This is a genomic window from Mesorhizobium bavaricum (genome assembly GCF_056781655.1).
This window is the reverse complement of record NZ_CM165566.1, coordinates 2,314,724-2,336,917: the sequence shown is the minus strand read 5'-3', so window position 1 is coordinate 2,336,917 and position 22,194 is coordinate 2,314,724. Positions and strand designations below refer to the sequence as shown.

The window sequence follows — 22,194 nt, the reverse complement described above, 5'->3', positions numbered from 1 at the left end:
AATAGAGGGGCATAAGGATGGCTAAGGAATCTTCGAATACCGCGTCTTCAGCAGGTAAGGCGGAGGGAAATCCGATAGGTAATGCAGAGGGAAACGGGCTGAACTTCATGGCGGCGGCCCAGGCTCGCGAGGCCGGGATCCCGGGTGACGCTGTAGGTGTCGACAAGATACGTGACCTGCTGTTCGGCAACCAGATGCAGGACTATGACCGCCGTTTTTCCAAGCTTGAAGAACGGTTCTTGCAGCGCTTCAAGGATGTTGAATCCGAGGCCAAGCGCAATCTTGAAATGTACGAGTCAAATGCAAAGAAGCAGGTCGAATCGCTCGCGGCGCAATTGCGGAGCGAAAAAGATGCACGAGCCGAGGCCGACAAGGAGATTGACCGGAATCTTCGCGAGCAAAATCAGGCACTTGAAAAGCAGGTGCGCGCGCTGTCGGATCAATTGAGCGAGCTTGAGCGCGACGTTGCGGATCGGATAAATCGAAGCGATCATTTGCTGCGTGAGGAAATCAAGCAAAAGAATGAAAGCATTCAGATGCTAATGGAGAAAATGTTCTCCGATCTCAGCAACGTCAAGACCGACAGAAATCTTTTGGCCGGCCTGTTTATCGAGGTTGCAAAATGTATAAATCAGGATTCCGGCGGCAACAAGAGTAACTCGGAACGTAGCTGGAAAGTGAGTTGATCGGAACTTGACGTCGACCGTCGACCCAATCAACCTTCCTAAAAGAGCCCCGTCGAGCGATACCGAGATTGATCGCGAGGCTCTGGCTATTCTTTTGGTCGAAATTGCCCGGAACGTTGATCCGGACCATCATGCGCGTTTCGACGGACTTCCAACCGCCGATCCTCGCATGGAAACGCTGCGCCAGTTGCTGGTCGGCCGCGAAATTTCCGAGCTTTCAAGAGTTACGCATCTGCTGGGCGAACCGGAGCAGCTTGCGGCAGCAGTGGGCGACGTTCTTCCCGGTGCGGCCGCACGGGCGCCTCATGCGCAACTCGGCGAGGCCCTTGCGCCAGCTGTCGAGAGGGCTGTGCAACGGTCGATCCAGAAGAGCCCGCGCACGCTGACGGATATCTTATACCCGGTGTTTCTGCCGGCAATTCGCAAGTCGATCGGGGAAAAGATCGACCAGACCTTTCAGTCGCTGAATGAAACTTTACGACATATATTTACCTGGCATGGGCTCAAGTGGAGATTTGAATCCTGGAGAACTGGCGCCAGCTTCTCGGAAGTTGTTCTGAAGCATTCTCTTGTCTATCGTGTAGAACATGCCTTTCTCATTAGCCGCAATTCGGGGCTTTTGATAGCGCATGTGACCGCCGACAATGTAACGAGCGAGGATCCTCAACTAATTTCTTCGATGCTTAGTGCAATCCAAGATTTTGTGAAAGACTCATTTAACGAGAAAGAACAGAGTAGCCTTGATACTATCCGTTTTGGCGACCTTCGTCTCTGGTCGGAAGTTGGACAGTTTGCGACCCTGGTTTCGGTGATCCGAGGAAATCCGCCAGAGGAATTACATGAAATAGTTCGCGATGTATTGCTTCGTATCCATGAGGAATACTCCCAGGTTTTAGAGGAGTTTGACGGCGACAGTTCGCAGTTGGCCGGCGTAGAGGCGCAGTTACAGACGTGCGTTGAGCTGAAGCAGGAGGAATCAAACCAGGGATTTCCGTGGCTGGTAGTGGCTGCAGTCCTGCTGCTTTTGATTCCGGCAGGCGGTTGGTTCTTTCTTTCCTGGCAATCCGGGCAGCGCTGGCAGGCCTATGTGTCGCGACTGGAGACCCAGCCGGGCATCATCGTTGCCGAACAAAAGACACGCTCCGGTCAATTCTATATTGCCGGCCTGAGAGACCCGCTTGGCGCCGACCCGCAGTCGCTGTTGTCCGGAACGCAGGTCGATCCCGCCCGCGTTCATTCGCAGTGGCAATTCTATCAGAGCCTTGAACCGACGTTCGTGTTGAAGCGGCTGACGGCGTCGCTGGCTCCGCCGGATACAGTACGACTTTCGATCGTCAAGGATCGCATCATTGCCGAGGGTGAGGCTCCCGACACCTGGATCAATCGGGCGCAGGCCGCCGCCCAGCAGCTTTCGGCAGGCGGACCGGAATTCGACATCTCCAAGGTTCGTGATGTGAGCCCCGATGCACGCGCGGCGGAGCGCTGGCAGGCCTATGTGTCGCGACTGGAGACCCAGCCGGGCATCATCGTTGCCGAACAGAAGATACGCGATGGTCAATTCTATATTGCCGGCCTGAGAGACCCGCTTGGCGCCGACCCGCAGTCGCTGTTGTCCGGAACGCAGGTCGATCCCGCCCGCGTTCATTCGCAGTGGCAATTCTATCAGAGTCTTGAACCGGCGTTCGTATTGAAGCGGCTGACGGCGTCGCTGGCTCCGCCGGATACAGTACGACTTTCGATCGTCAAGGATCGCATCATTGCCGAGGGTGAGGCTCCCGATACCTGGATCAATCGGGCGCAGTCCGCCGCCCAGCAGCTTTCGGCCGGCGGACCGGAATTCGACATCTCCAAGGTTCGTGATGTGAGCCCCGATGCACGCGCGGCGGAGCGCTGGCAGGCCTATGTGTCGCGACTGGAGACCCAGCCGGGCATCATCGTTGCCGAACAAAAGATACGCGATGGCCAATTCTATATTGCCGGCCTGAGAGACCCGCTTGGCGCCGACCCGCAGTCGCTGTTGTCCGGAACGCAGGTCGATCCCGCCCGCGTTCATTCGCAGTGGCAATCCTATCAGAGCCTGGAGCCGGCGTTCGTGCTGAAGCGACTGACGGCGTCGCTGTATCCGCCGGATACAGTACGACTTTCGATCGTCAAGGATCGCATCGTTGCCGAGGGTGAGGCTCCCGACACCTGGATAGATCGGGCGCGCGCAGCGGCCCGACAGCTTTCGGCAGGCGGACCGGAATTCGACATCTCCAAGGTTCGTGATGTGAGCCCCGATGCACGCGCGACGGAGCACTGGCAATATTATGTGTCGCGACTTGAGGCCCAATCGGGAATCATCGTCGCCCAACAAACGGCGAAGGGCGGACATTTCTACATTTCCGGTCTGAGAGACCCGCTTGCCGCCGACCCGCAAGCTCTGCTGTCCGGAACGGGGGTTGATCCTGCCCGCGTTCATTCACAGTGGCAATTCTATCAGAGCCTTGATCCGAAGTTCGTGGTGAAGCGGCTGACGGCGACGCTGACCCCGCCGGATTCAGTACGACTTTCGATCGTCAAGGATCGCATCGTTGCCGAGGGTGAGGCTCCCGCCGGCTGGATCAACCGGGCGCGGGCCGCCGCCGAACAACTTTCGGCGGACGGAGTGGTTCTGGATGTCTCACAGCTGCGAGAGCTGAACCTTGCAGAACTCAATCAGTTGAGAGAGGCCATCCAGGCAACCGATATTTTCTTCTATTCCGGCAAAGCTGTGCCAGGACCAGAGCAGACGCCGGTTCTCGACAGATTGGCGGATCAATTAAAGGAATTCGCCCAAAGTGCCCGCAAGTCAGGCGTAACAGCGCGGTTCATGTTGACCGGCCATTCGGACGGCACGGGCCGTGAGACGGCCAACGTGTCGATCAGCGCTGCCCGCGCCGAGACGGTTCGTGCGCTTCTCAACAGGCGCGGCGTCGCCCCGGAGCTGCTGCTGGTTCGGGGCGCGGGCACCTTTGAGCCGGTGGTGCCTGAAAATAGTCAAACTGGTAGCTCCACCAATCGCCGGGTTTCGGTTACGGTAAACCTGGAATAGGGCGGAGCCCAAGATGTTGCAAAAAAAGATCTGCATGTTGGGCGGGTTCTCTGTCGGAAAGACGAGTCTGGTTCGCAGGTTTGTGCAAAGCATCTTTTCAGAAACCTACTTGACCACGGTGGGAGTGAAAATCGACAAGAAGAGTGTCGCACTCCCGGACAAAACCGTGGATCTGATTTTGTGGGATTTGGCCGGCGAAGACGATATCGGCTCATTCCGCGTCAGCCATGTGCGAGGTGCGACCGGACTTGTGCTTGTCGTCGATGGAACCCGCGCCGCTACTCTTGCCGCGGCACTCACACTGCGCGAGCGGGTCGAGGCCGAATTCGGCGCTATGCCGTTTGTATTGCTGTTCAACAAATCCGACTTGGCCGATCGGTGGGAAATATCGGATAGTGAGATTGACGGACTGCGGCAACTTGGATGGCAAATCTATCTAACAAGTGCGCTTTCCGGTGAATCTGTTGATGACGCGTTCCGTCAGCTTGCTTCGATGGTTACCAAATAGACCATGCATAGATTGCCGAAAGAAGTCGGAAGCTGGATTTATGATTTCTTCTACAATGAGCACTCTATCGCATATCTGAAAATTGACGCCCTGCTTTGCATAACTGCAAAGGGCGGGAACGTTGAACATTACGGACTCTCATCGCTTCGCATTGGTCAGCCTGTTGCCGATCAGCTTGAATTCATGGAAGGTTTGCTGCCTTCCCCGGAGCTTCCATATCATATGGCCATGGTCGAACTGCCCAACGGGCGTGTCGCGGACCTTCATCTTTTTGCTGACAATGACTGCGTGTGGCTGCTCTTTCTTGACACCACTGCTGAACGCGACAATAGGCAGCGGCTTCAACAGAAGGCTTATGAAATGACCCTCCTGCAAGAGAGGGAGCGCCAACTCAACGAGAAACTACAATCGATGAACGAGGCGTTGAGGGAGAGCCAAGAGGGATTGTCGCGTGAATACCAGCGCGCCGAGACCCTACTCCTCAACATTCTTCCGGCGTCGATCGCGGAGCGGTTGAAAGCACACGAACAAATTGCAGACAACCACGCAGAGGTGAGTGTGCTTTTTGCCGACATCGTCGGCTTTACCGAAAGAGCGCGGAGCGTCGGAGCCGTGACGACGCTCGCTATTCTAAACTACTTCTTCAAGGCGGCGGATCAACTCTCGGAACGATACGGCTGCGAAAAGATCAAGACCATCGGCGATTGTGTGATGGTGGTCGCTGGCCTGCCCACCGCGCGATCCGATCATGCAGAAGCCCTTGCCCACTATGCACTTGAACTGCGGGAGGCGGTAAAGCGCGAACGCTTCGCAGGAGAACGGCTGAGACTTAGAATTGGAATTCACTCAGGACCAATCGTCGCGGGCGTCATAGGCAACAGGCGGTTTGCCTATGACCTGTGGGGCGAGACCGTTAATCTCGCCGCACGTATTCAAACGTCAGCGGAGCCCGACGAAATCCGTATTTCGGATGCAACTCACAAACTGCTTGGACCAAAATTTGCTTGCGACCCACTCGCAGAAACGGAATTGCGCGGTACAGGTCGTGTGCGAATGTGGCGGCTCTCGGCCTGACTCGCCGCTTGGCTGTGCCGTCCTGGAGCGCATTGCATCTCAAGCTAGTCAAACATCATGGTTTCGAATGTCCGCAGTGGTGCCGAAGCAGAGCGACCACCGAGCGACCGCCAAAGGTCTGTCCTGGATCAACTCAGACATCGGATCCTGAGTTTAACGTCGCGATCGTTCTTCCCGGCACCACAAGCGGACCTGCTGTTTCCGGCCCAAACGCGACGTCCGAGTAGCAACTTGGCGATGGCCATAGTCAGCGCCTGGCAAACCAACGACACACGCCTGCATTCTGCCTCTCCCGCCGCGCAAGCCTGCCACAAGCTTGTTGAGGCATGGTCTGGCTAAGGAAACCCGATAAAAGGCGGACTTTCTTGGCGATTTCTCCACCCAGCGACATCGTTATGGATGTGGCCCGAGCCGTCGACGCGACGGATATCGAGGCCGCCCGCGCCGCGCTGACAAAACGGGCCGGTGGTGCTGCCGGGGCGTTTTCGGTCGACACCGGCGCTTCGGTCGATGCCGGCTCGATCCTGTCGCGCGCCACCGCCGACAAGGCCGCAGCGGCAACCGACCCGGCCAAGAAGTTCAAGAAGTTCGAGGCCATGGTGCTGCAGACCTTCATCCAGAACATGCTGCCCAAGGACACCGAAGGCGTCTACGGCAAGGGCCTGGCCGGCGACATGTGGAAATCGCAGCTAGCCGAGCGGGTGGCCGACGTCATGGCCGAACGCGGCGGCATTGGCATCGCCAAGTCGATGCTCGCCGACCACTACCTCGAGGGCAAGCGCGTCGTGCCGGTCGGTCCGGTTTCGGGGGGGCCTGAAAAGACCGAGATCGATCAACAGAACAGCCTGTCGACCTCGCTGGTCCACGAATTGCAGCGCAAGGCGGCTCGGTCGATCACCGGTGACGAGACCGCCATCAAGACAGACATCAAGATCTAGGGCAGACCCCAAACCGGGAGCCGGCTTGGGAAAGATCATGCTTAAACACTGAGATAGTGCGTATCCGAGTTCAATCTAACCAGACCGGGATTTTCATGGCCGACTTTTCGGAATTCACCGCCAACCTGCCAGCACGCACGACCGCGTCCGAAGCGCCGATCCCGTTCGCGCGGCCTGGCAACCTCGCCGCCATCATCGGCCGCATCGAGGAGGTGGTCGAGGAAGAGACGGCGGGCATCCGCAACGCCACCAACTATGATCTCAAGGCGTCGAACGCCCGCAAGAGCCGCTATCTCTACGAGTTGACCCGCGCCATGAAGGGCGGCAGCGAAGCCGAATTCCTCGAACAGCACCGCGAGGGCCTGACCCGGCTGCGCCAGAAGCTGGCCAAGAACGAGGCAGCGATCCTGGCGCACCTCAGCGCGGTCAACGAAGTCGCCACCCTGCTGCGCCACGCCATCCAGCGCTCGCAAACCGACGGCACGTACTCCGCCGGCGAGTTCGGCTGGGCGAAGACATGATGCCGAGCACAATGTTCAGGCAAATTGGCAGCGCCGCGTTCGCATCGCAAGGGAATGACAAGGCCCGATGATCAAGGTCATCGCCATCGCCGTCTGGATCTGCGCCGCCACGCTCGGCGCCGTGTTCTATTCGTTCCAGGCGGCCGGCGAGGCTGGTGTCGGCGAGACGCCGAAACCGATGCTGGGCGGCCTCGACTATGTCAAGACCGACATCATTTCGGTACCGCTGATCCGCGACTCCCAGATCGGCGGCTATTTCCTGACCAAGCTTGTCTACACGGTCGAACCCGAGCAGATAAAGAAGCTGTCCATTCCGGCGGAAGCGCTCATCACCGACCAGGTCTATAGCTACCTCTATTCCAATCCGCAGATCGACTTCACCAAGAAGGCGACGATCGATCTCGATGCCTTCCGCGCCGCGATCCGCGATACCGTCAACACCCGCGTCGGCGCCACCTTGGTGCATGAGGTTCTGATCGATCAGGTCAATTTCCTGAGCAAGGACGAAATCCGCGACAACTGGCTGCGCCGCAAGAAAAGCGAGACGGCTGCGGAAATGACCAAGGCATTCAAGGAACATTGAGCTGTCCGGCGCGCCGCTGCCCTGGTCATTCCGGGATGTCATCCGCTGCGGCGATAGGAACCAACCACCCGAATTCGCGTTGACGTAAACGTCAACTCAAAGCTATATGCGGCAGCGGCCGTGATCGCGAAAAAGGCGGCATGGCGACTTAAGCCGTATTTAAGCGCCTTTGCGCGACCAACCAGACAAGGAGAACAGCGTGAGCGTTCAGGAGATTGCCGAGAAGATCAAGTCGCGCGTGGCGAACAGCGGGTTCGATCGTTCCGTGAAATTCGACACCGGCGGCGATGGCGTCATCGTCATCGACGGCGCAACCATCTCGACGACAGACGCGCCCGCCGATTGCACCATCAAGCTCTCGCTCGACGATCTGGATTCGCTGATATCTGGCGACCTGAACCCGACCATGGCCTTCATGACCGGCAAGATAAAGGTCGAAGGCGACATGACTGTCGCCATGGCGCTCAGCCAGTTGATCGGCTGACCGCTTTCAGACGCACAAAACGCCGCCCGATGGGCGGCGTTTTTGTTTGGGCGACGACGATGTGTCCGCTCCAGGCGCTCTTGCAGCCTCAGGCCGCCGACGCCTGCTCCTGCGCCTTCAGCTTGCGTCCCGCGGCCTTCAGCGTACCCCTGGCGCTGTCGAGCGCGCCCTCCACCAACTCCAGCGCCAGCAGGCGGTGCCGCTCGTACGGGCCGGGCATGGCGAGCGATCCGGTCCTGGCGGCCGAGAAACCGAAGCGTCCGTAATAGGGCGCGTCGCCGACCAGCAGGATCGCCGCGTGGCCAAGCCGCGCCGCCTCGGTAATTGCATGGCGCATCAGCGCCGAGCCGATGCCGGCACTCTTGAGTGACGGATCGACGGCAAGCGGGCCAAGCAGCAGCGCGGCCGGGCCGCCCTCGCCCAGCGTGACATCCCACAGCCGCACCGTGCCGGCCACGCTACCCGACGCATCGCGGGCGATGAAGGCCATGCCTTCCGAAGGCCGGCGGCCGCGCCGCAGCTTCTCCGACGACTTGGTCCTGCGCTTCGGCCCCATGGCATCGTCGAGCAGCGCTTCACGCGCTGCAACGTCGGCCGTGGTTTCGGCAACGATGACAACAGCACTGGCAATCTCCTCCCTTGAGGGGGAGATGTCGCCGAAGGCGACAGAGGAGGTCGCCGCGGGTGAAGCGCCGCCCTCAACAATGAAATTTGCAATGTCCATTTCCGCAATCCCTGGCGAGCGGAGAACTGTTCCACAGGCGAGCCCGGGTGGACGACAGGCGCCCACCTGGGATGATCTGAGCGGCTCTTGCGAGCCGATCAGATCACGTAGGATCGGAGAGGCTCGAAGCCGTTGAAGGCGACCGCCGAGTAGGTGGTGGTGTAGGCGCCGGTGCCCTCGATCAGCACTTCGTCGCCGATGGTCAGCGACAAAGGCAGCGGGTACGGCGTCTTCTCGTACATCACGTCGGCCGAATCGCAGGTCGGGCCGGCGAGCACGCAAGGCGCGGTCTCCGTGCCGTCATGCGCGGTGACGATCGGGTAGCGGATCGCCTCGTCCATCGTCTCGGCCAGGCCGCCGAACTTGCCGATGTCGAGGAACACCCAGCGCACATTGTCGTTGGCGGCCTTCTTCGAGATCAGCACGACTTCCGACTTGATGACGCCGGCATTGCCGACCATGCCGCGGCCCGGCTCGATGATGGTTTCCGGGATGGCGTTGCCGAAATGCTTGCGCAGCGCCGAGAAGATCGCCTGGCCATAGGCCTGCGCCGCCGGGACATCACGCAGGTAGCGCGTTGGGAAACCGCCGCCCATGTTGACCATCTTGAGCACGATGCCTTCCTCGGCGAGCGTCGCGAACACCGTCTTGGCGTCGGCCAGCGCGCGGTCCCACGCGGTCAGGTCGGTCTGCTGCGAGCCGACATGGAACGACACGCCATAGGCGTCGAGGCCGAGCCCCTTGGCATGGCGCAGCACGTCGACGGCCATCGCCGGCACGCAGCCGAACTTGCGCGACAGCGGCCACTCGGCACCCTCGCCATCGGTCAGCACGCGGCAGAACACGCGCGCGCCCGGAGCGACGCGGGCGATCTTGTCAACCTCTTCGACGCAGTCCACCGCGAACAGGCGGATGCCGAGCTGGTAGGCGCGTGCGATGTCACGCTCCTTCTTGATGGTGTTGCCGAAGGAGATGCGGTCCGCCGGCGCACCGGCGTCCATCGCCATCTCGACTTCGGCAACGGAAGCGGTGTCGAAGGACGAGCCCATCGCAGCAAGCAGGCGCAGGATTTCCGGCGCCGGGTTTGCTTTCACCGCATAGTAGATCTTCGAATCGGGAAGCGCCTTCTCGAAGGCGCGGAAATTGTCGCGCACGACATCGAGGTCGACGACGAGGCAGGGGCCGGTCGGGCGTCGGGTGGCGAGGAAGTCAAGGATGCGCTGGGTAGCCATCGGGGTCTCCATCAGCGCCTTTCGGCGCGCAATAAGGCTGCGGAACGCGGGCTGTCAGCCTCGCGAACACGCGGTGGACAAAGGCGGGACGGAAATCCATGGAACCAGCCGGTGGAGACCCCGGAACCATGAAACGCCGTCTCGCGGCGGTGAACCTTGGCCTTGCCCGGCCTCGGTTCGCTTTGTCTGCCTTGGCTTGGATGGGAGACCCGTCCGCACTGCCGGCAATGAAGGTGTGCCTCTTCAGTAACCCCGGTCTTTGGACAACCGGCAGAACACCAGAAAGGCCCGCACCGTCGTTGCTTCAAGGTGTCCTCGGTCTGGCGGTTGGCCGCTAAACCGACTGGAGGGGTTGGCTCCAGTTACCTTACCGATTTCCCTCACCATTCGAGGATCGGCGGACACCCACAGGCACGTGCGACTTTGGGCAAACGCGATATAAGGGCGAAGGCTTTCACAATCAATAAAAATCGCATCCCAGGTTGTAAAATTTCTGGCACCGAACAATGTTGGTGCACTCGTATGCGGATATCGAACGATGACAGGCACGCACGGCCCCCTCAACGCCTTTCTCGATGTTCGCCAGATGCCGGCGGTGGCACATGCCGAGCTCGGACCGCTGGCCGGCCTGCGGCTGGCCGTCAAGGACATCTACGACGTCTCCGGCTACCGCACCGGTTGCGGCAATTTGCAGAAATTCGCCGAAAGCAATGCCGCCACGCGCACCGCGCCGGCCGTACAGATGATTCTCGATGCCGGCGCGCGCTTCGTCGGCAAGACCCAGACCGACGAGCTTGCCTTCGCGCTGTTCGGCCAGAATGCACATTTCTCGTTTCCGGTGAACCCGGCCGCGCCCGACCGAGTCACCGGCGGTTCGTCATCGGGGTCGGCGGCGGCGGTGGCGGGCAGGCTGGCCGACATCGCCACCGGCTCCGACACCGGCGGCTCGATCCGCGCGCCGGCGAGCTTTTGCGGATTGATCGGGCTGCGCACCACGCATGGCCGCATTTCGCTCGACGGCGCGATGAAGCTGGCGCCGAGCTTCGACACATTCGGCTGGTTCGCCGACGACATCGAGACCTACGAGACCGTCGGCAAGCTGCTGCTCGGCCGCGACCCGCACCAACATGCATTGGAACGCCCCCTTGGGCTGGACTGGCTGAACGAGCTGGTCGCCCGCCCGGCGCTTGCCGAATATGCTGAGATGAAGTCGCTGGCGAGCGCGGTTTTCGGCGCGCCGGCGACGCCAGCCACACACTTCTCCTCGTCTCCGGACGAACTCTACTGGTGCTTTCGCCGGCTGCAGGCCAAGGAGGCCTGGACTGTGCATGGCGACTGGATCACCAGCGGCGAGCGCGACCTCGGCCCCGGCGTCGACGAGCGTTTCGGCTTCGGCCGTGCCGTCGACGACCGCACAGCGCAGGCTGAGACGGTGCGCCGGCTGACTTTTCGCGGCGAACTGAGCGAACTGCTCGGCAGGGACGGCTTCCTTGTCCTGCCGACGGTGCCGGGCCCGGCGCCCTATGTGGACAGCACGCCGGAGCAGTTCCAGGCCTATCGGGAACGGGCGCTTCAGCTTCTGTGCCTCGCCGGCCTGTCGGGTTTTCCGCAAATCACCTTGCCCATCGGCTCGGTCGCCGGTGCCCCGTTCGGCCTGTCGCTGCTTGGCCCTTCCGGCAGCGACATTGCCCTGATACGGCTCGGCCGGAAACTTCTCGACGCGGCACGAAAGGCCTGACCATGGACACACTGACCCGCATGCGTGCCTTCATCGATGTGGTCGAGGCCGAGGGCTTTTCGGCGGCCGCACGCAAGATCGGCCGCTCCAAGGCATTGCTGTCGAAATATGTGCGCGAGCTGGAGGACGAGCTCGGCGCGCTGCTGCTCAACCGCACCACCAGGCAGTTCTCGATGACTGAGGCCGGCCACACCTATTACAGGCGCGCCTCGGAGATCGTGCGCGAGGTCGACAGCCTGGCCGATGCCGTGCGTGAATCGTCCGGCGACGTGCGCGGCCGGATCAAGCTGTCGGCGCCACGCACCTTCGCCGATGCGCCGATCGGCCAGTCGCTGATCGACTTCGCCAAGCAATATCCCGACATTGTGCTCGACATCCAGCTCGACGACCGCTTCGTCGACCTTGTCGAGGAAGGCTTCGATCTCGCCGTGCGCATCTCGCGGCTGGAGAACTCGTCGCTGATCGCTAGGCGGCTGGCGCCGTTTTCGATAAAGCTCTGCGCCTCTCCCGAACTGATCGCCAAGCATGGCATGCCGACGCGGCCGCAGGACCTTGGCCGCATGCCCTGCATCGTCGACACCAATGGCCGCGGACTGAACAACTGGCCGTTCAAGGGCGACAATGGCGATCCGGTGAGCGTTGCGGTCTCGGGTCCGATCGAGGTCAACAGCCCGATGACGGCGAGAGCCGCGGCCGTGGCGGGGCTCGGATTTTCCGTGCTGCCGGATTTCATCGCCGCGCCCGACCTCGCGAGCGGCCGGCTGGTGACGGTGATGGATGACCGCATCCTGTCGGGCGGCGGCATTTTTGCCGTCTACCCGCATCGCCGCTATCTGCCGGCGAAAGTCCGCGTCTTCGTCGACTTCCTGGTGCAGTGGTTCAAGACGCGTGAGGCCGCCTGAGCGGCCTGGAGCATGAGTGGAAGCCGGTTTTCTCGGACAAGCGGAAACTGTTTGTCCGGAGATCATGCGCAAACAAACAGACAGAGCCCCATCCCGATCCAATCGGGATGGGACAGGCTATGGTCGCGCCTCGCGGTCCCAATTTCGCCCCCTTTCTGGTAACTCTCGACATCTCTCTCCGAGGCCGATGGAATCGCGACCGAGAATGCACCTGAAACGGCACGCAATCATGCTGGCTTCGGCCTTGGCGGCGACCTTTGCCGCCACCGGACCGGCTTATGTGCATCCACACGTCTTCGCCGAGGCTCGCCTCGACGTGATTCTTTCTCCGGATCACCAAAGTGTGAAGGCGCTGCGTCATCTCTGGCGCTTCGACGATCTGTTTTCCAGCACGGTGATGATGGAATTCGACAAGAACTCCGACCTGAAGCTCGACGACAAGGAGCTGAAGGAAGTCGCCGATACCGTCCACGCCTCGCTGGCCGAGTTCAACTACTTCCAGCTCGTCACTGTCGACGGCAAGGACGTGGCGATGACGCCGCCGCCGCATCTGATGGCCAATTTCGACAATGACCAGTTGATCATCCTGTTCGAGTCCGAGCCGAAGGTGCCGATCAAGCTGGCCGGCAAGATCGACATCGGCGTCTACGATCCGACCTTCTACACGGCGATCGACTTCACCGAGGACTCCAACATCACGGTTGAAGGCCTGCCGTCGAATTGCACCAGCAAGGTGATTCGTCCGGATCCGGACGAAGCGATCAAAGAAAACCAGAAGACCCTGACGGATGCCTTCTTCAACGATCCGACGGGCACCGACATGAGCAAGATCTTCGCCACCAAGCTCGAACTGACCTGTCAGCCAGAAGGATGAACCCGGTGACGAAACCATCCCTGCGATTGGCATTCGGCCTGTTGGCCCTAACCTTTGTCACGATGCATCTCGCCAGCTCCGCGCATGCCCAGAGTTCGCTCGGCATCGGCGTCAATGACGGCATGGCGCCCACCACCGGCCCCTTCGCCCACATCCTGATGTGGATCAATCTCAGGCAGCAGGAATTTTATCGCGCGCTGGCAACAGCGATGAAGGCGATGCGCCAGGACGGCAGCAAGTTGTGGGTGCTCATCGGCCTGTCTTTCGCCTACGGCATTTTCCACGCCGCCGGCCCAGGCCACGGCAAGGCGGTGATCTCGTCCTACATGGTGGCCAATGAAGTGGCGCTGCGGCGCGGCATCCTGTTGTCCTTTGTCTCGGCATTGCTGCAGGGCCTGACTGCGATCGCGGTGATGCTGCTCGCCTATTTCGTCCTGCGCGGCACCACCATCTCGATGACCGACGCGGCCTGGTTCATGGAAATCATGAGCTATGTCTTCGTCACCCTGTTCGGCGCCTGGCTGCTGTGGCGCAAGCTCGGCCCCTCCATCCTGCGCCTGTTTGGACGAGGCCCCGCCTACAGCCTGTCGGCGGCTCACGCCGGCCACTCCCATGCGGGACATGGTCATTCCCATGCCGGCCATTCGCACACCGGTCATTCCCATGCCGCTCACAGCCATTCGGCGCATGCCCATTCGCACGCCCTGCACGTGCATGACGATCACGACCATGCGCATGACCATTCGCACGATCATCACGGCCACGGCGCGCACGGTCATGACCATGGCGCACACGATCACGATCATACGCATCACGATCACGCGGCGGGTGAGGTCTGCGACACCTGCGGCCATTCGCATGCGCCCGATCCGGCGCTGCTGTCGGGCGACCGCTTCGACTGGCGCACGGCCTGGTCGGCGGTGGCGGCCGTCGGCATCCGTCCGTGTTCAGGCGCGTTGATCGTGCTCAGCTTCGCACTTCTCAACGGGCTCTGGCTCGGCGGCCTGTTGTCGGTGCTGGCGATGTCGCTCGGAACCGCCATCACCGTCTCGGCCTTGGCGACGCTGGCAGTGACCGCCAAGAACTGGGCGGTGTATTTCGCCGGCGATGGCCGCATGGGCAACCGCATCCACTCGATCGTCGAGATCGGCGGCGCCGCGTTCGTCTTCCTGTTCGGGCTGCTCCTGCTGTCGGCGAGCCTCGCGACCGGCGGATGATGCTTTTGCGCGCCCGCGGCGCTGCGGGTTTAACCGGCGACCTTGCCGCCGAGCTCATCCTCGATATGCACGCGGATGATTTCATCAAAACTCTTTTCGGCGCTGAAGCCGAGTTCCCTTGACCGTCGCGCCTCGAACCGGGTCGGCCAACCCTTGACGATTGCCCAGATCGTCTCGTTAGGCTCCTCGCGGATCAGCTTCACCGCCTTCGACCCGCCGATGCGCTCGAGCGCCTCGATCTGCTCGCCGACGGTGACGGCGACACCGGGCATCGTCAAATTGCGGCGCGGTCCGACAGCGTTGCCGTCGATCTCCGCCGCATGGATCAGGAAATTGGCCGCCGAACGCGGGCTGGCATGGGTGTGCACGACGGAACGCGGCACCGGCAGGATCGCCTCGTGGCCGCTCAACGGCTCGCGGATGATGCCGGAGAAGAAGCCGGACGCCGCCTTGTTCGGCTTGCCCGGCCGCACGCAGATGGTCGGCAGCCGGATGCCGATACCGTCGAAGAAGCCGCGCCTGGAATAGTCGGCGAGCAGCGCTTCGCTCATCTGCTTCTGGGTACCGTAGGAGGTCAGCGGCGTCGGATGGAATTCATCCGGTATGACATCCGGAAACGGCGCGCCGAACACCGCGATCGACGAGGTGAAGACGACGCGCGGTGCAAAGCCCGCCAGCCGAATGGCGTCGAACAGCGCCCGGGTGCCGTCGAGATTGACGCGGTAACCGAGATCGAAATTCGCCTCCGCCTCGCCGGACACGATGCCGGCGAGGTGGAAGACGACATCGGGGCGCGATGCGACCAGGCGTTCGGCCGCGCCCGCCTCGGCGAGATCGCCGGTGTGGAGGGTGACGCTGACGCTGTCCATGCTAGGTGCATGCGGCGGCACGATGTCGTGCAGGTCGAGTGCTGCGATCTTGCGGCCGCGCAGTGTGCCGTCCTTGGCCAGCCGGGCGATGAGCTTCCGGCCGACCATGCCTGCCGCGCCAGTGATCAGAATGCGCATGTCAAAGACCTCTACTTACCCTGGTTTTTGCGCTGGTTGCGGGCCCGCAGCCAGAACACGGAGAAAAACGCCAGCACGAAGACGATGCCAAAGGCACCGGCCAGCACGGTCGAGAAACGGCCAAGTGCCAGCATCACGGTCGGCAGGTAGAATGCGACGATGCCGAACAGAAGCATGATCCACGCTGCCGCGATGGCCGCATTCCTGGTATCGCGATCCATCATGCTGCGCCCGGGCAGTGAGCGTTCGTCAAGCTGGTTTTCAAGGCTTTGGGACTCCTGAGACAGGACCAATCGATATCAATCGATCAGGCCTGGTGATGGTGGTCGTGATGCGAAGCCGCATCGTGCTCGCGCTCGTGCTCATGGTCGTGGTCGTGGTCGTCGCTATCGTCGGCGCACTGTCCGAATTCCGGTTCCACGGTGGCATGGCTGATGCCATGCTCGCTGGCAAGCCGCTTCTTGATGGAGCTGACCGCCTGATAGGCATCGACACCCTCGTTGAGGCAGGCATGCAGCGTCGCCATGTTGCTTGTCCCGTCAAGCGACCAGACATGCATGTGGTGCACTTCGCGCACCCCCTGGACTGTCGCCTCGATATCCCTGGCAATCATATCGCGGTCGAGGCTGGGCGGCACGCCCTCGAGCAGGACTTGAGCGGCGGCGCGCATCAGCGACCATGCCGTCGACAGGATCAGCAGCGAGACCAGGACCGACAGGATCGGGTCGATCGGCGTCCAGCCGGTCGCCAGGATGACCAGCGCGGCAACGATGGCCGCGGCCGAACCGAGCAGGTCGCCGAGCACATGCAGGATGGCGCCTCGCATGTTCAGGCTGTCGCGGTCGCCGCCATGCAGCACGAAGAAGGAACCGATATTGACCAGCAGGCCGAGGATCGCCACCACCAGCATCGGTCCGCCAAGCACCGGCACCGGCGCCAGCATGCGCCCCCATGCCTCGTAGACGATCCATAGCGCGATGACGAAGATGGCGATGCCGTTGGTATAGGCCACCAGCGTCTTGACCCGGCCGAAGCCATAGGTGAGACGGCCGGTCGCCGGACGCCCCGCAAGATGAAACGCATACCAGGCAAGGCCGAGTGCGATCGAATCGGCCAGCATGTGTCCGGCATCGGCCAGCAAGGCCAGCGATCCGGTCAGGAGGCCGCCGAGTGCTTCGGCGACCATGAAGCCGGCGGTCAGGCAGGCAGCGATCAACACGCGTTTCTTGTCGGTCGAGCCATGTACATGACCGGCGCCGTGGTCATGCCCGCTGTGATCGTGGGTATGCGCCAATGGCAAACTCCCGTTGCGCGCCGAATTCAGCTCACGCGCCGAACTCGGCGCGAAAATCCTCAAGCCGTCGCTTCTGCTGGCCGTCGCCATCGAAATTGGCCGGGTCGAGCCACGCTTCATAGGCTTGGCGCAGATCAGGCCATTCCTTGTCGATGATCGAATACCATGCCGTATCGCGGTTTTCACCCTTGACGATGAGATGCTGGCGGAAAATGCCCTCGAACTTGAAGCCGAAGCGTTCGGCTGCCCGCTTCGATGGCTCGTTGCGGTTGTTGCATTTCCATTCGTAACGGCGATAGCCGAGCCCGTCGAAGATGTATTTCATGAACAGGAACTGCGCTTCGGTCGCTCCGGGCTTGCGCGAGATGAGCGGTCCCCAATAGATGTTGCCGATCTCGACGACGCCATAAGCAGGATCGATGCGCATAAGCGTCTGGCGCCCGGCGACCTTGCCGCTGGCCTTGTCGATGACCGTGAAGAACAGCGGATCCTCGCTGGCCTCGACCTTGTCCAGCCATGGCTGGAAGGCGGCGCGGGTCTCCGGCGGATAATCAGGCAGCCAGGCGAAGCGGCCGTCGACGTCGGATACCGAGGACGCTTCGTAGAGGCCGTCCCCGTGTTTTGCAGCGCTCAGCGGTTCGAGCCGGACGGTGCGGCCGTCGATCGCCTTGCGCTCGGGCCGCGGACGCGGTTGCCAATCTTTGAGATTTTCCGACACCGAAAGCTCCAATCCGTTTGACTTTTGCGGGCCGAAGCTCACAAAAACGCACGCCAACAGCAAGAACCACACGGACGGGAAAAATGCTCCACACGATTTCGGCCTTCGACCGTCTCGGCGAGGAAAACGCCTTTGCCGTGCTGGCGCGGGCGACGGCGCTGGCAAGCCAAGGCCGCGACATCGTCAATCTCGGCATCGGCCAGCCCGACTTCAAGACGCCGCAACACATCGTCGAGGCGGCGATCAAGGCGCTGCGCGACGGCCACCATGGCTACACGCCGGCCAATGGCTTGCTGGCAACGCGCGAGGCGGTGGTGCGCCGCACGCTGACCACCACCGGCGTCGAGGTTTCGCCCGAAGCGGTGCTGATCCTGCCCGGCGGCAAGCCGACCATGTTCGCCGCGATCCTGATGTTCGGCGAGCCGGGCGCCGAGATCCTCTATCCAGACCCCGGCTTTCCCATCTACCGCTCGATGATCGAGTTCACCGGCGCCGCCCCGATCCCGGTGCCGATGCGCGAGGAGAACGGCTTTGCCTTCTCCGCCGAGGAGACGCTGTCGCTGATCACGTCGAAGACCAGGCTCCTGATCCTCAACTCGCCGGCCAACCCGACCGGCGGCGTCACGCCACGTGCCGAGATCGAGAAGCTGGTCAAGGGGCTGGAGAAGCACCCCGACGTCGCCATCCTCTCCGACGAGATCTACGACGTCATGACCTATGACGGCGAGACGCATTGCTCGCTGCTCGACTTTCCCGAGATCCGCGACCGGCTGATCGTGCTCAACGGCTGGTCGAAGACCTGGGCGATGACCGGCTGGCGCATGGGCTGGTCGATCTGGCCGAATGGCGACAAGGGCGCCCACCTCTACGACAAGGTGCGCAAGCTGGCGGTCAATTGTTGGTCCTGCGTCAACGCACCCAGCCAGTTCGCCGGCATCGCGGCAATAGACGGCCCGCAGGACGACGTCGACAAGATGATGCGCGCCTTCGATCGCCGCCGGAAGATCGTGGTCGAGGGGCTGAATGGCTTGCCCAACATTTCCTGCATCACGCCCAAGGGCGCGTTCTATGCCTTCCCCAACGTGTCGAACACCGGCTGGAAAGCGAAGAAGCTCGCGTCAGCCCTGCTTGACGAGGCCGGCGTGGCGCTGATCGGCGGTCCCGATTTCGGCATTCTCGGCGAAGGCTACATCAGGCTCTCCTACGCCAATTCCGAGGAGAACATCTTGCGGGCGCTGGAGCGGATCGGAACGTTCCTGGCGAAGTGAGGCTCAGCTCGCTCTGGGCTTCTCCAGATAGGCTCTTGCAATCGATCGCAGCTCGCGCCGGTCAATTGTTTCGCCATGCCCGCAATAGGCCTGGCTGAAATCTATCTGTAAGAGCCGCTCCATTGTCTTTCGGTAGACCGGCATGTCCGACCCAGGAAGGTCGTCGACCAGTCGCCCGCGATAGATCGCGTCGCCGGCCAGGAAGTCGCCGTTGCGTTCATCGAGCAGCCCGATCGACCCCGGCGAATGACCGGGCAGATGGATGACGCGAAACGACCTGTCGCCTGTCTCGATCAGGTCACCATCATCCAGAATCCGGGCCAGCGGCGCCGGGCTGATACGGTAACGCTGTAGCGACCATGCCTCATTCGGCGATCTGCCAACTGCTTCCGGCTGCGCACGAAATAGATGAGCCAATGTGTGCTCATCCGCCATCTCTTCAAAGAAGGCTGCCTCCGCGCGATGGCCAGCCCTCGCCTCGAACTCCCTCAATGCACCGACATGATCGACATGGATATGCGTTGCAACGGCCATCACCGGCTTGCCTTGCGGCAGGTCCAGCACCGGCCGGAGCGGCACAAGTCCCATGCCGGCATCGATGACGAGATCGACATCGCGCCCGCGAACGTGAAAAATATTGCTCCTGAAATAGGGATGGACGTGCGGCTCCCATATCCGCGTGATGGCCTGCCCCAGGGTCTCGCGTGAAAACCAGTCGAAAGCCTCACCGGGCACGGTTGACGACATCAACGATGTCCCCGCGACAGCATGCGCTCGACCTTCATCTGGAAGGCGGTCAGAACCGAAACCATCGACATGTAGTAGATCAGCGCGGCGCCATACCATTCCAGGAAACGAAAGCTGGTGGAGATGGCGAACTGGGTAACGGTCATGAGCTCCTTCAGGGAGATGACGGTGGCCAGCGAGGTTGCCTTCAGCAGCGAAATGAACTCGTTGACCAGGGCCGGCAGCGCGACGCGAAGCGCCTGAGGCAAGACGATCAGGAAGAATATCTGGCCCCGGTGCAAGCCAAGGGCCGCCGCCCCCTCCGATTGCCCCTTGCCGATGGATGCGTAGGAGCTGCGAAGGATCTCGGTCAGGTAGGCGATCTGGATCAGCGTCAGGGCGAGAAACGCCGCGATGAACGGCGTGAACCAGCTCGATCGGAAGACCGCCGAGATCTGCGGCAGCCCGTTCCAGATGAACAGCAGCACAAGCAGTGCCGGCGCACCGCGAAAGAGCCAGACAAACGCGGCGATCAACAGGCGGATCCAGCGCCGCTTCGACGTGGCCAGCGCCGCCGTTGCCAGGGATACCGCCAGGGCGACGGCCATGACGAGAACCGAAAGGACCAAGGTCAGCAAAGCGCCCTTGGCGAGGGGCCAGCCGAACAGCGCCGACAGGAAGAGCTTGTAGTCGAACACGGCAGCGCTTCCCTCAATTGGTCGTATGCTTGACGTCGGTGGCGGTCGCGGGGAGGTTCCATTTTTTCAGCAGCGTCGCCATCTCGCCGCTCGCCTGCAGCGCCTCGATCGCCTTGACCAGCCGCTGGCGCTCGTCGCCGCTTTTTCTCAGGTAGAGCCCGTAGGTTTCACCGTCCCCATAGCTGTATGGAATTTGCAGCTGGCCCGGCATCTGCTGGATACGAAACGCGGCAGTCGTATCCTGCGTGATCGTTGCTGCAGCGCGGCCGATCAGGATCTGCTGGATGACGGCGGAAGCGGACGGATAGGTCTGTATTTCGGCTGGCGCCTTGCCGGCCTTGGTTAGTTCGGCATTCAGGTCGGAAGCCATCTTCTCGTAGTTGGTGCCGGCCTCGATCGCCAGCACCTTGCCGCTCAGATCCTCCGGGGTCTTGGTTGCTTCGTCGGCGACAGCCGTCACCATCACGACGTTGGAAACGAAGTAGGGAACCGCATCGTAGGCCTTGAGCCGCTCGGCGGTCACCAGAATGCCGGAAGCCACCAGATCGCAGCGCTCGGCGCCGAGCGACGGCAGCAATCCCTTGAAATCACCAACGACGTATTTCGTGGTGTCATTCCACTGCTTGGCGATCGCATCGACGACATCGACCTCGAAACCGACGAGCTTTTCGTCCCCGGGATTGGCGTAGTACTGCATCGGTGGAAAGTCGCCACCCGTGCAGACACTCAGCACACCGTCGCGCACGAGACTTGTGTCGGCAGCCTGCGCCGTCGGCGTCGTGGCGGAAAGCAAGGTGACGATCATCCCTCCCAGGGTCAGTCTGGCTGCGGCAGAAATCGGTGTGTGAAACATATCGCGGTCCCCATTTGTTTTGTCATGGCTGGCCCGGAACGGGCAGCGCGGGGGACGGTATGTTGCAAGTTTTCTGCAAACAAGCTAAATCTTTAAAGGAAAATTTGAGCAGTTTTTCTAAACTATTGGTGTCAAATGGCGCTTCCGTCCCTTCATTCGCTTCGTGCCTTCGAAAGCGTATCGCGGCTGGGCAACATTGCGGCGGCTGCCGCCGAACTGCATGTGACGTCGGGCGCCATCAGCCAGCAATTGCGCGCGTTGCAACTGTCGCTCGGCCTCGACCTGTTCGAGAAGCGCGGTCGCCGCCTGGTGCTGACGGAGCGCGGGGCCGCGCTGCAGAAGAGCGTGGGCATTGCCATGCAGCAGATATCGGAATCGATCCGCGAAATATCGGCGGATGCCTACAGCACAGCCGCCAAGGCGACCCTCACCGTGTCGGTGCCTTCGGTTTTCGGCACGACGTGGCTGGCAGCGCGGATTTTTCGGTTTCTCGATGCGAACCCCGACATTCGCATGCGCATGCGCACGGCGGTGGGTTTCGAGGAGGTGGACTGGCGGGACATCGATGTCGCCATCGTCTATGGCAAGCCACCCTGGGCCGGGTTCTGGTGGCGGATGCTGCACAGCATATACGCGTCACCAGTATGCAGCCCGCAATTGCTGCGCGGTCCGAACGGTATTCGCGAGCCGCGCGACGTCCTGCGTCACCGCCTGCTCCATGAAGACGATGGCGACCAGTGGAGACGTTGGCTAACGGAGGCGCGTGTGCCACATTCGGTGGAGTCCGATATCTATTTCGATAATTTCGCCATGGTGCTTCAGGCTGCGCGTGACGGTCATGGTGTGGCGCTGACAAACGATATCATTTCCTTCAGGGACCTCGATGAGGGTCGGCTCGTTCAGCCCTTGATGCTCGGCGTCGCGTCCAGCCGAAGCTATTACTGCATTTGCCATGAGGAGGGTCTGGCAAATCCGGCTATCGGCCGGTTTGTCGACTGGTTGGTCGATCAGGCGTCGAGGCCCTCTAGCTGACGACGAAATAGCTGCGGTCGGACCAAGGTTCTGTTCAATTCCGG

23 protein-coding genes are annotated in these 22,194 nt (G+C 61.5%); 14 read left to right on the top strand and 9 right to left on the bottom strand.

Annotated elements, in window-relative coordinates; all coding sequences use genetic code 11:
- Positions 1–17: 17 nt before the first annotated feature.
- From AC1RZR_RS11410 to AC1RZR_RS11375, 8 genes are all read left to right on the top strand, one after another.
- On the top strand, positions 18–686 hold the full coding sequence (locus tag AC1RZR_RS11410) for a DUF3450 domain-containing protein (protein ID WP_477277568.1): 669 nt from the start codon (positions 18–20) through the stop codon (positions 684–686).
- 7 nt (positions 687–693) lie between these two features.
- Positions 694–3,759: an OmpA family protein gene (locus AC1RZR_RS11405; protein WP_477277570.1), complete on the top strand. Its 3,066-nt coding sequence runs from the start codon at positions 694–696 to the stop codon at positions 3,757–3,759.
- Positions 3,760–3,772: 13 nt separating this feature from the next.
- The gene (locus AC1RZR_RS11400) at positions 3,773–4,267 is read left to right on the top strand and encodes a Rab family GTPase (RefSeq protein ID WP_379102567.1); all 495 of its coding nucleotides are present in this window, start codon (positions 3,773–3,775) and stop codon (positions 4,265–4,267) included.
- A gap of 3 nt (positions 4,268–4,270) precedes the next feature.
- Positions 4,271–5,341 carry an adenylate/guanylate cyclase domain-containing protein gene (locus tag AC1RZR_RS11395; protein ID WP_481828537.1) on the top strand — a complete coding sequence of 357 codons (1,071 nt, stop codon included), beginning with the start codon at positions 4,271–4,273 and terminating at the stop codon, positions 5,339–5,341.
- A gap of 326 nt (positions 5,342–5,667) precedes the next feature.
- A complete protein-coding gene (locus tag AC1RZR_RS11390) occupies positions 5,668–6,279 on the top strand; it encodes a rod-binding protein (RefSeq protein WP_481828536.1) in 612 nt (203 codons plus the stop codon).
- Positions 6,280–6,374: 95 nt separating this feature from the next.
- Positions 6,375–6,800 carry a hypothetical protein gene (locus tag AC1RZR_RS11385; RefSeq protein WP_379102573.1) on the top strand — a complete coding sequence of 142 codons (426 nt, stop codon included), beginning with the start codon at positions 6,375–6,377 and terminating at the stop codon, positions 6,798–6,800.
- 67 nt (positions 6,801–6,867) lie between these two features.
- The gene (locus AC1RZR_RS11380; RefSeq protein WP_379102575.1) at positions 6,868–7,383 is read left to right on the top strand and encodes a hypothetical protein; all 516 of its coding nucleotides are present in this window, start codon (positions 6,868–6,870) and stop codon (positions 7,381–7,383) included.
- Positions 7,384–7,582: 199 nt separating this feature from the next.
- Entirely contained in the window at positions 7,583–7,867 is a 285-nt protein-coding gene (locus tag AC1RZR_RS11375; RefSeq protein WP_477277580.1) for an SCP2 sterol-binding domain-containing protein, read from the top strand.
- 88 nt (positions 7,868–7,955) lie between these two features.
- Here the strand turns inward: AC1RZR_RS11375 and AC1RZR_RS11370 are convergent, their stop codons facing one another.
- Together AC1RZR_RS11370 and odc2 are read right to left on the bottom strand one after the other, a co-directional pair.
- On the bottom strand, positions 7,956–8,591 hold the full coding sequence (locus AC1RZR_RS11370) for a GNAT family N-acetyltransferase (RefSeq protein ID WP_477277582.1): 636 nt from the start codon (positions 8,589–8,591) through the stop codon (positions 7,956–7,958).
- 98 nt (positions 8,592–8,689) lie between these two features.
- Positions 8,690–9,823: an ornithine/lysine decarboxylase gene (gene odc2, locus AC1RZR_RS11365; RefSeq protein WP_477277584.1), complete on the bottom strand. Its 1,134-nt coding sequence runs from the start codon at positions 9,821–9,823 to the stop codon at positions 8,690–8,692.
- A gap of 538 nt (positions 9,824–10,361) precedes the next feature.
- Here odc2 and AC1RZR_RS11360 point away from each other — a divergent pair.
- From AC1RZR_RS11360 to AC1RZR_RS11345, 4 genes are all read left to right on the top strand, one after another.
- Positions 10,362–11,561, top strand: coding sequence for an amidase (locus tag AC1RZR_RS11360; protein WP_477277586.1), 1,200 nt, complete (start codon positions 10,362–10,364; stop codon positions 11,559–11,561).
- Between the two features lie 2 nt (positions 11,562–11,563).
- Positions 11,564–12,463 (top strand): LysR family transcriptional regulator, encoded by a 900-nt coding sequence (locus AC1RZR_RS11355; protein WP_477277588.1) that lies wholly within the window; start codon positions 11,564–11,566, stop codon positions 12,461–12,463.
- Between the two features lie 205 nt (positions 12,464–12,668).
- Positions 12,669–13,337, top strand: coding sequence for a DUF1007 family protein (locus tag AC1RZR_RS11350; RefSeq protein ID WP_378922144.1), 669 nt, complete (start codon positions 12,669–12,671; stop codon positions 13,335–13,337).
- The gene (locus AC1RZR_RS11345; protein ID WP_481828535.1) at positions 13,334–14,554 is read left to right on the top strand and encodes a nickel/cobalt transporter; all 1,221 of its coding nucleotides are present in this window, start codon (positions 13,334–13,336) and stop codon (positions 14,552–14,554) included. The genes AC1RZR_RS11350 and AC1RZR_RS11345 overlap by 4 nt, the downstream gene beginning before the upstream one ends.
- Positions 14,555–14,583: 29 nt before the next feature.
- Here AC1RZR_RS11345 and denD read toward each other — a convergent pair whose 3' ends face one another.
- The 4 genes from denD to AC1RZR_RS11325 all read right to left on the bottom strand — a co-directional run bounded on the left by denD (position 14,584) and on the right by AC1RZR_RS11325 (position 17,573).
- On the bottom strand, positions 14,584–15,561 hold the full coding sequence (denD, locus tag AC1RZR_RS11340) for a D-erythronate dehydrogenase (protein ID WP_481828534.1): 978 nt from the start codon (positions 15,559–15,561) through the stop codon (positions 14,584–14,586).
- Between the two features lie 11 nt (positions 15,562–15,572).
- Positions 15,573–15,785: a hypothetical protein gene (locus AC1RZR_RS11335; protein ID WP_477277595.1), complete on the bottom strand. Its 213-nt coding sequence runs from the start codon at positions 15,783–15,785 to the stop codon at positions 15,573–15,575.
- An 83-nt stretch (positions 15,786–15,868) separates the two neighbouring features.
- Entirely contained in the window at positions 15,869–16,855 is a 987-nt protein-coding gene (locus tag AC1RZR_RS11330) for a cation diffusion facilitator family transporter (protein WP_477277597.1), read from the bottom strand.
- 31 nt (positions 16,856–16,886) lie between these two features.
- Positions 16,887–17,573, bottom strand: coding sequence for a GNAT family N-acetyltransferase (locus AC1RZR_RS11325; protein ID WP_477277599.1), 687 nt, complete (start codon positions 17,571–17,573; stop codon positions 16,887–16,889).
- A gap of 83 nt (positions 17,574–17,656) precedes the next feature.
- Here AC1RZR_RS11325 and AC1RZR_RS11320 point away from each other — a divergent pair, with 83 nt between their 5' ends.
- Complete coding sequence (locus tag AC1RZR_RS11320; RefSeq protein ID WP_477277601.1) at positions 17,657–18,841, top strand: pyridoxal phosphate-dependent aminotransferase; 1,185 nt, start codon at positions 17,657–17,659, stop codon at positions 18,839–18,841.
- 3 nt (positions 18,842–18,844) lie between these two features.
- On the opposite strand, the gene AC1RZR_RS11315 is transcribed toward AC1RZR_RS11320, so the two are convergent.
- Genes AC1RZR_RS11315 through AC1RZR_RS11305 form a run of 3 tightly spaced genes read right to left on the bottom strand, consistent with a single transcriptional unit; the run spans position 18,845 to position 21,118 of the window.
- The gene (locus AC1RZR_RS11315) at positions 18,845–19,588 is read right to left on the bottom strand and encodes an MBL fold metallo-hydrolase (RefSeq protein ID WP_481828533.1); all 744 of its coding nucleotides are present in this window, start codon (positions 19,586–19,588) and stop codon (positions 18,845–18,847) included.
- A complete protein-coding gene (locus AC1RZR_RS11310) occupies positions 19,588–20,265 on the bottom strand; it encodes an amino acid ABC transporter permease (RefSeq protein ID WP_481828532.1) in 678 nt (225 codons plus the stop codon). The genes AC1RZR_RS11315 and AC1RZR_RS11310 overlap by 1 nt, the downstream gene beginning before the upstream one ends.
- Positions 20,266–20,278: 13 nt before the next feature.
- Positions 20,279–21,118, bottom strand: coding sequence for a transporter substrate-binding domain-containing protein (locus AC1RZR_RS11305; protein ID WP_481828531.1), 840 nt, complete (start codon positions 21,116–21,118; stop codon positions 20,279–20,281).
- 135 nt (positions 21,119–21,253) lie between these two features.
- Between AC1RZR_RS11305 and AC1RZR_RS11300 the strand changes: the two genes are divergently transcribed.
- A complete protein-coding gene (locus tag AC1RZR_RS11300) occupies positions 21,254–22,150 on the top strand; it encodes a LysR substrate-binding domain-containing protein (RefSeq protein WP_481828530.1) in 897 nt (298 codons plus the stop codon).
- The last annotated feature ends 44 nt before the right edge of the window (positions 22,151–22,194 follow it).

What these genes read in the sequence shown, in the direction of transcription:
- AC1RZR_RS11320 (WP_477277601.1), top strand. Translation starts at nt 17,657, where the DNA reads ATGCTCCACACGATTTCGGCCTTCGACCGTCTCGGCGAGGAAAACGCC.
- AC1RZR_RS11360 (WP_477277586.1), top strand. Translation starts at nt 10,362, where the DNA reads ATGACAGGCACGCACGGCCCCCTCAACGCCTTTCTCGATGTTCGCCAG.
- AC1RZR_RS11370 (WP_477277582.1), bottom strand. Translation starts at nt 8,591, where the DNA reads ATGGACATTGCAAATTTCATTGTTGAGGGCGGCGCTTCACCCGCGGCG.
- AC1RZR_RS11380 (WP_379102575.1), top strand. Translation starts at nt 6,868, where the DNA reads ATGATCAAGGTCATCGCCATCGCCGTCTGGATCTGCGCCGCCACGCTC.
- AC1RZR_RS11395 (WP_481828537.1), top strand. Translation starts at nt 4,271, where the DNA reads ATGCATAGATTGCCGAAAGAAGTCGGAAGCTGGATTTATGATTTCTTC.
- odc2 (WP_477277584.1), bottom strand. Translation starts at nt 9,823, where the DNA reads ATGGCTACCCAGCGCATCCTTGACTTCCTCGCCACCCGACGCCCGACC.
- AC1RZR_RS11300 (WP_481828530.1), top strand. Translation starts at nt 21,254, where the DNA reads ATGGCGCTTCCGTCCCTTCATTCGCTTCGTGCCTTCGAAAGCGTATCG.
- AC1RZR_RS11305 (WP_481828531.1), bottom strand. Translation starts at nt 21,118, where the DNA reads ATGTTTCACACACCGATTTCTGCCGCAGCCAGACTGACCCTGGGAGGG.
- AC1RZR_RS11335 (WP_477277595.1), bottom strand. Translation starts at nt 15,785, where the DNA reads ATGATGGATCGCGATACCAGGAATGCGGCCATCGCGGCAGCGTGGATC.
- denD (WP_481828534.1), bottom strand. Translation starts at nt 15,561, where the DNA reads ATGCGCATTCTGATCACTGGCGCGGCAGGCATGGTCGGCCGGAAGCTC.
- AC1RZR_RS11345 (WP_481828535.1), top strand. Translation starts at nt 13,334, where the DNA reads ATGAACCCGGTGACGAAACCATCCCTGCGATTGGCATTCGGCCTGTTG.
- AC1RZR_RS11385 (WP_379102573.1), top strand. Translation starts at nt 6,375, where the DNA reads ATGGCCGACTTTTCGGAATTCACCGCCAACCTGCCAGCACGCACGACC.
- AC1RZR_RS11315 (WP_481828533.1), bottom strand. Translation starts at nt 19,588, where the DNA reads ATGTCGTCAACCGTGCCCGGTGAGGCTTTCGACTGGTTTTCACGCGAG.
- AC1RZR_RS11390 (WP_481828536.1), top strand. Translation starts at nt 5,668, where the DNA reads ATGGTCTGGCTAAGGAAACCCGATAAAAGGCGGACTTTCTTGGCGATT.
- AC1RZR_RS11355 (WP_477277588.1), top strand. Translation starts at nt 11,564, where the DNA reads ATGGACACACTGACCCGCATGCGTGCCTTCATCGATGTGGTCGAGGCC.
- AC1RZR_RS11410 (WP_477277568.1), top strand. Translation starts at nt 18, where the DNA reads ATGGCTAAGGAATCTTCGAATACCGCGTCTTCAGCAGGTAAGGCGGAG.
- AC1RZR_RS11400 (WP_379102567.1), top strand. Translation starts at nt 3,773, where the DNA reads ATGTTGCAAAAAAAGATCTGCATGTTGGGCGGGTTCTCTGTCGGAAAG.
- AC1RZR_RS11350 (WP_378922144.1), top strand. Translation starts at nt 12,669, where the DNA reads ATGCACCTGAAACGGCACGCAATCATGCTGGCTTCGGCCTTGGCGGCG.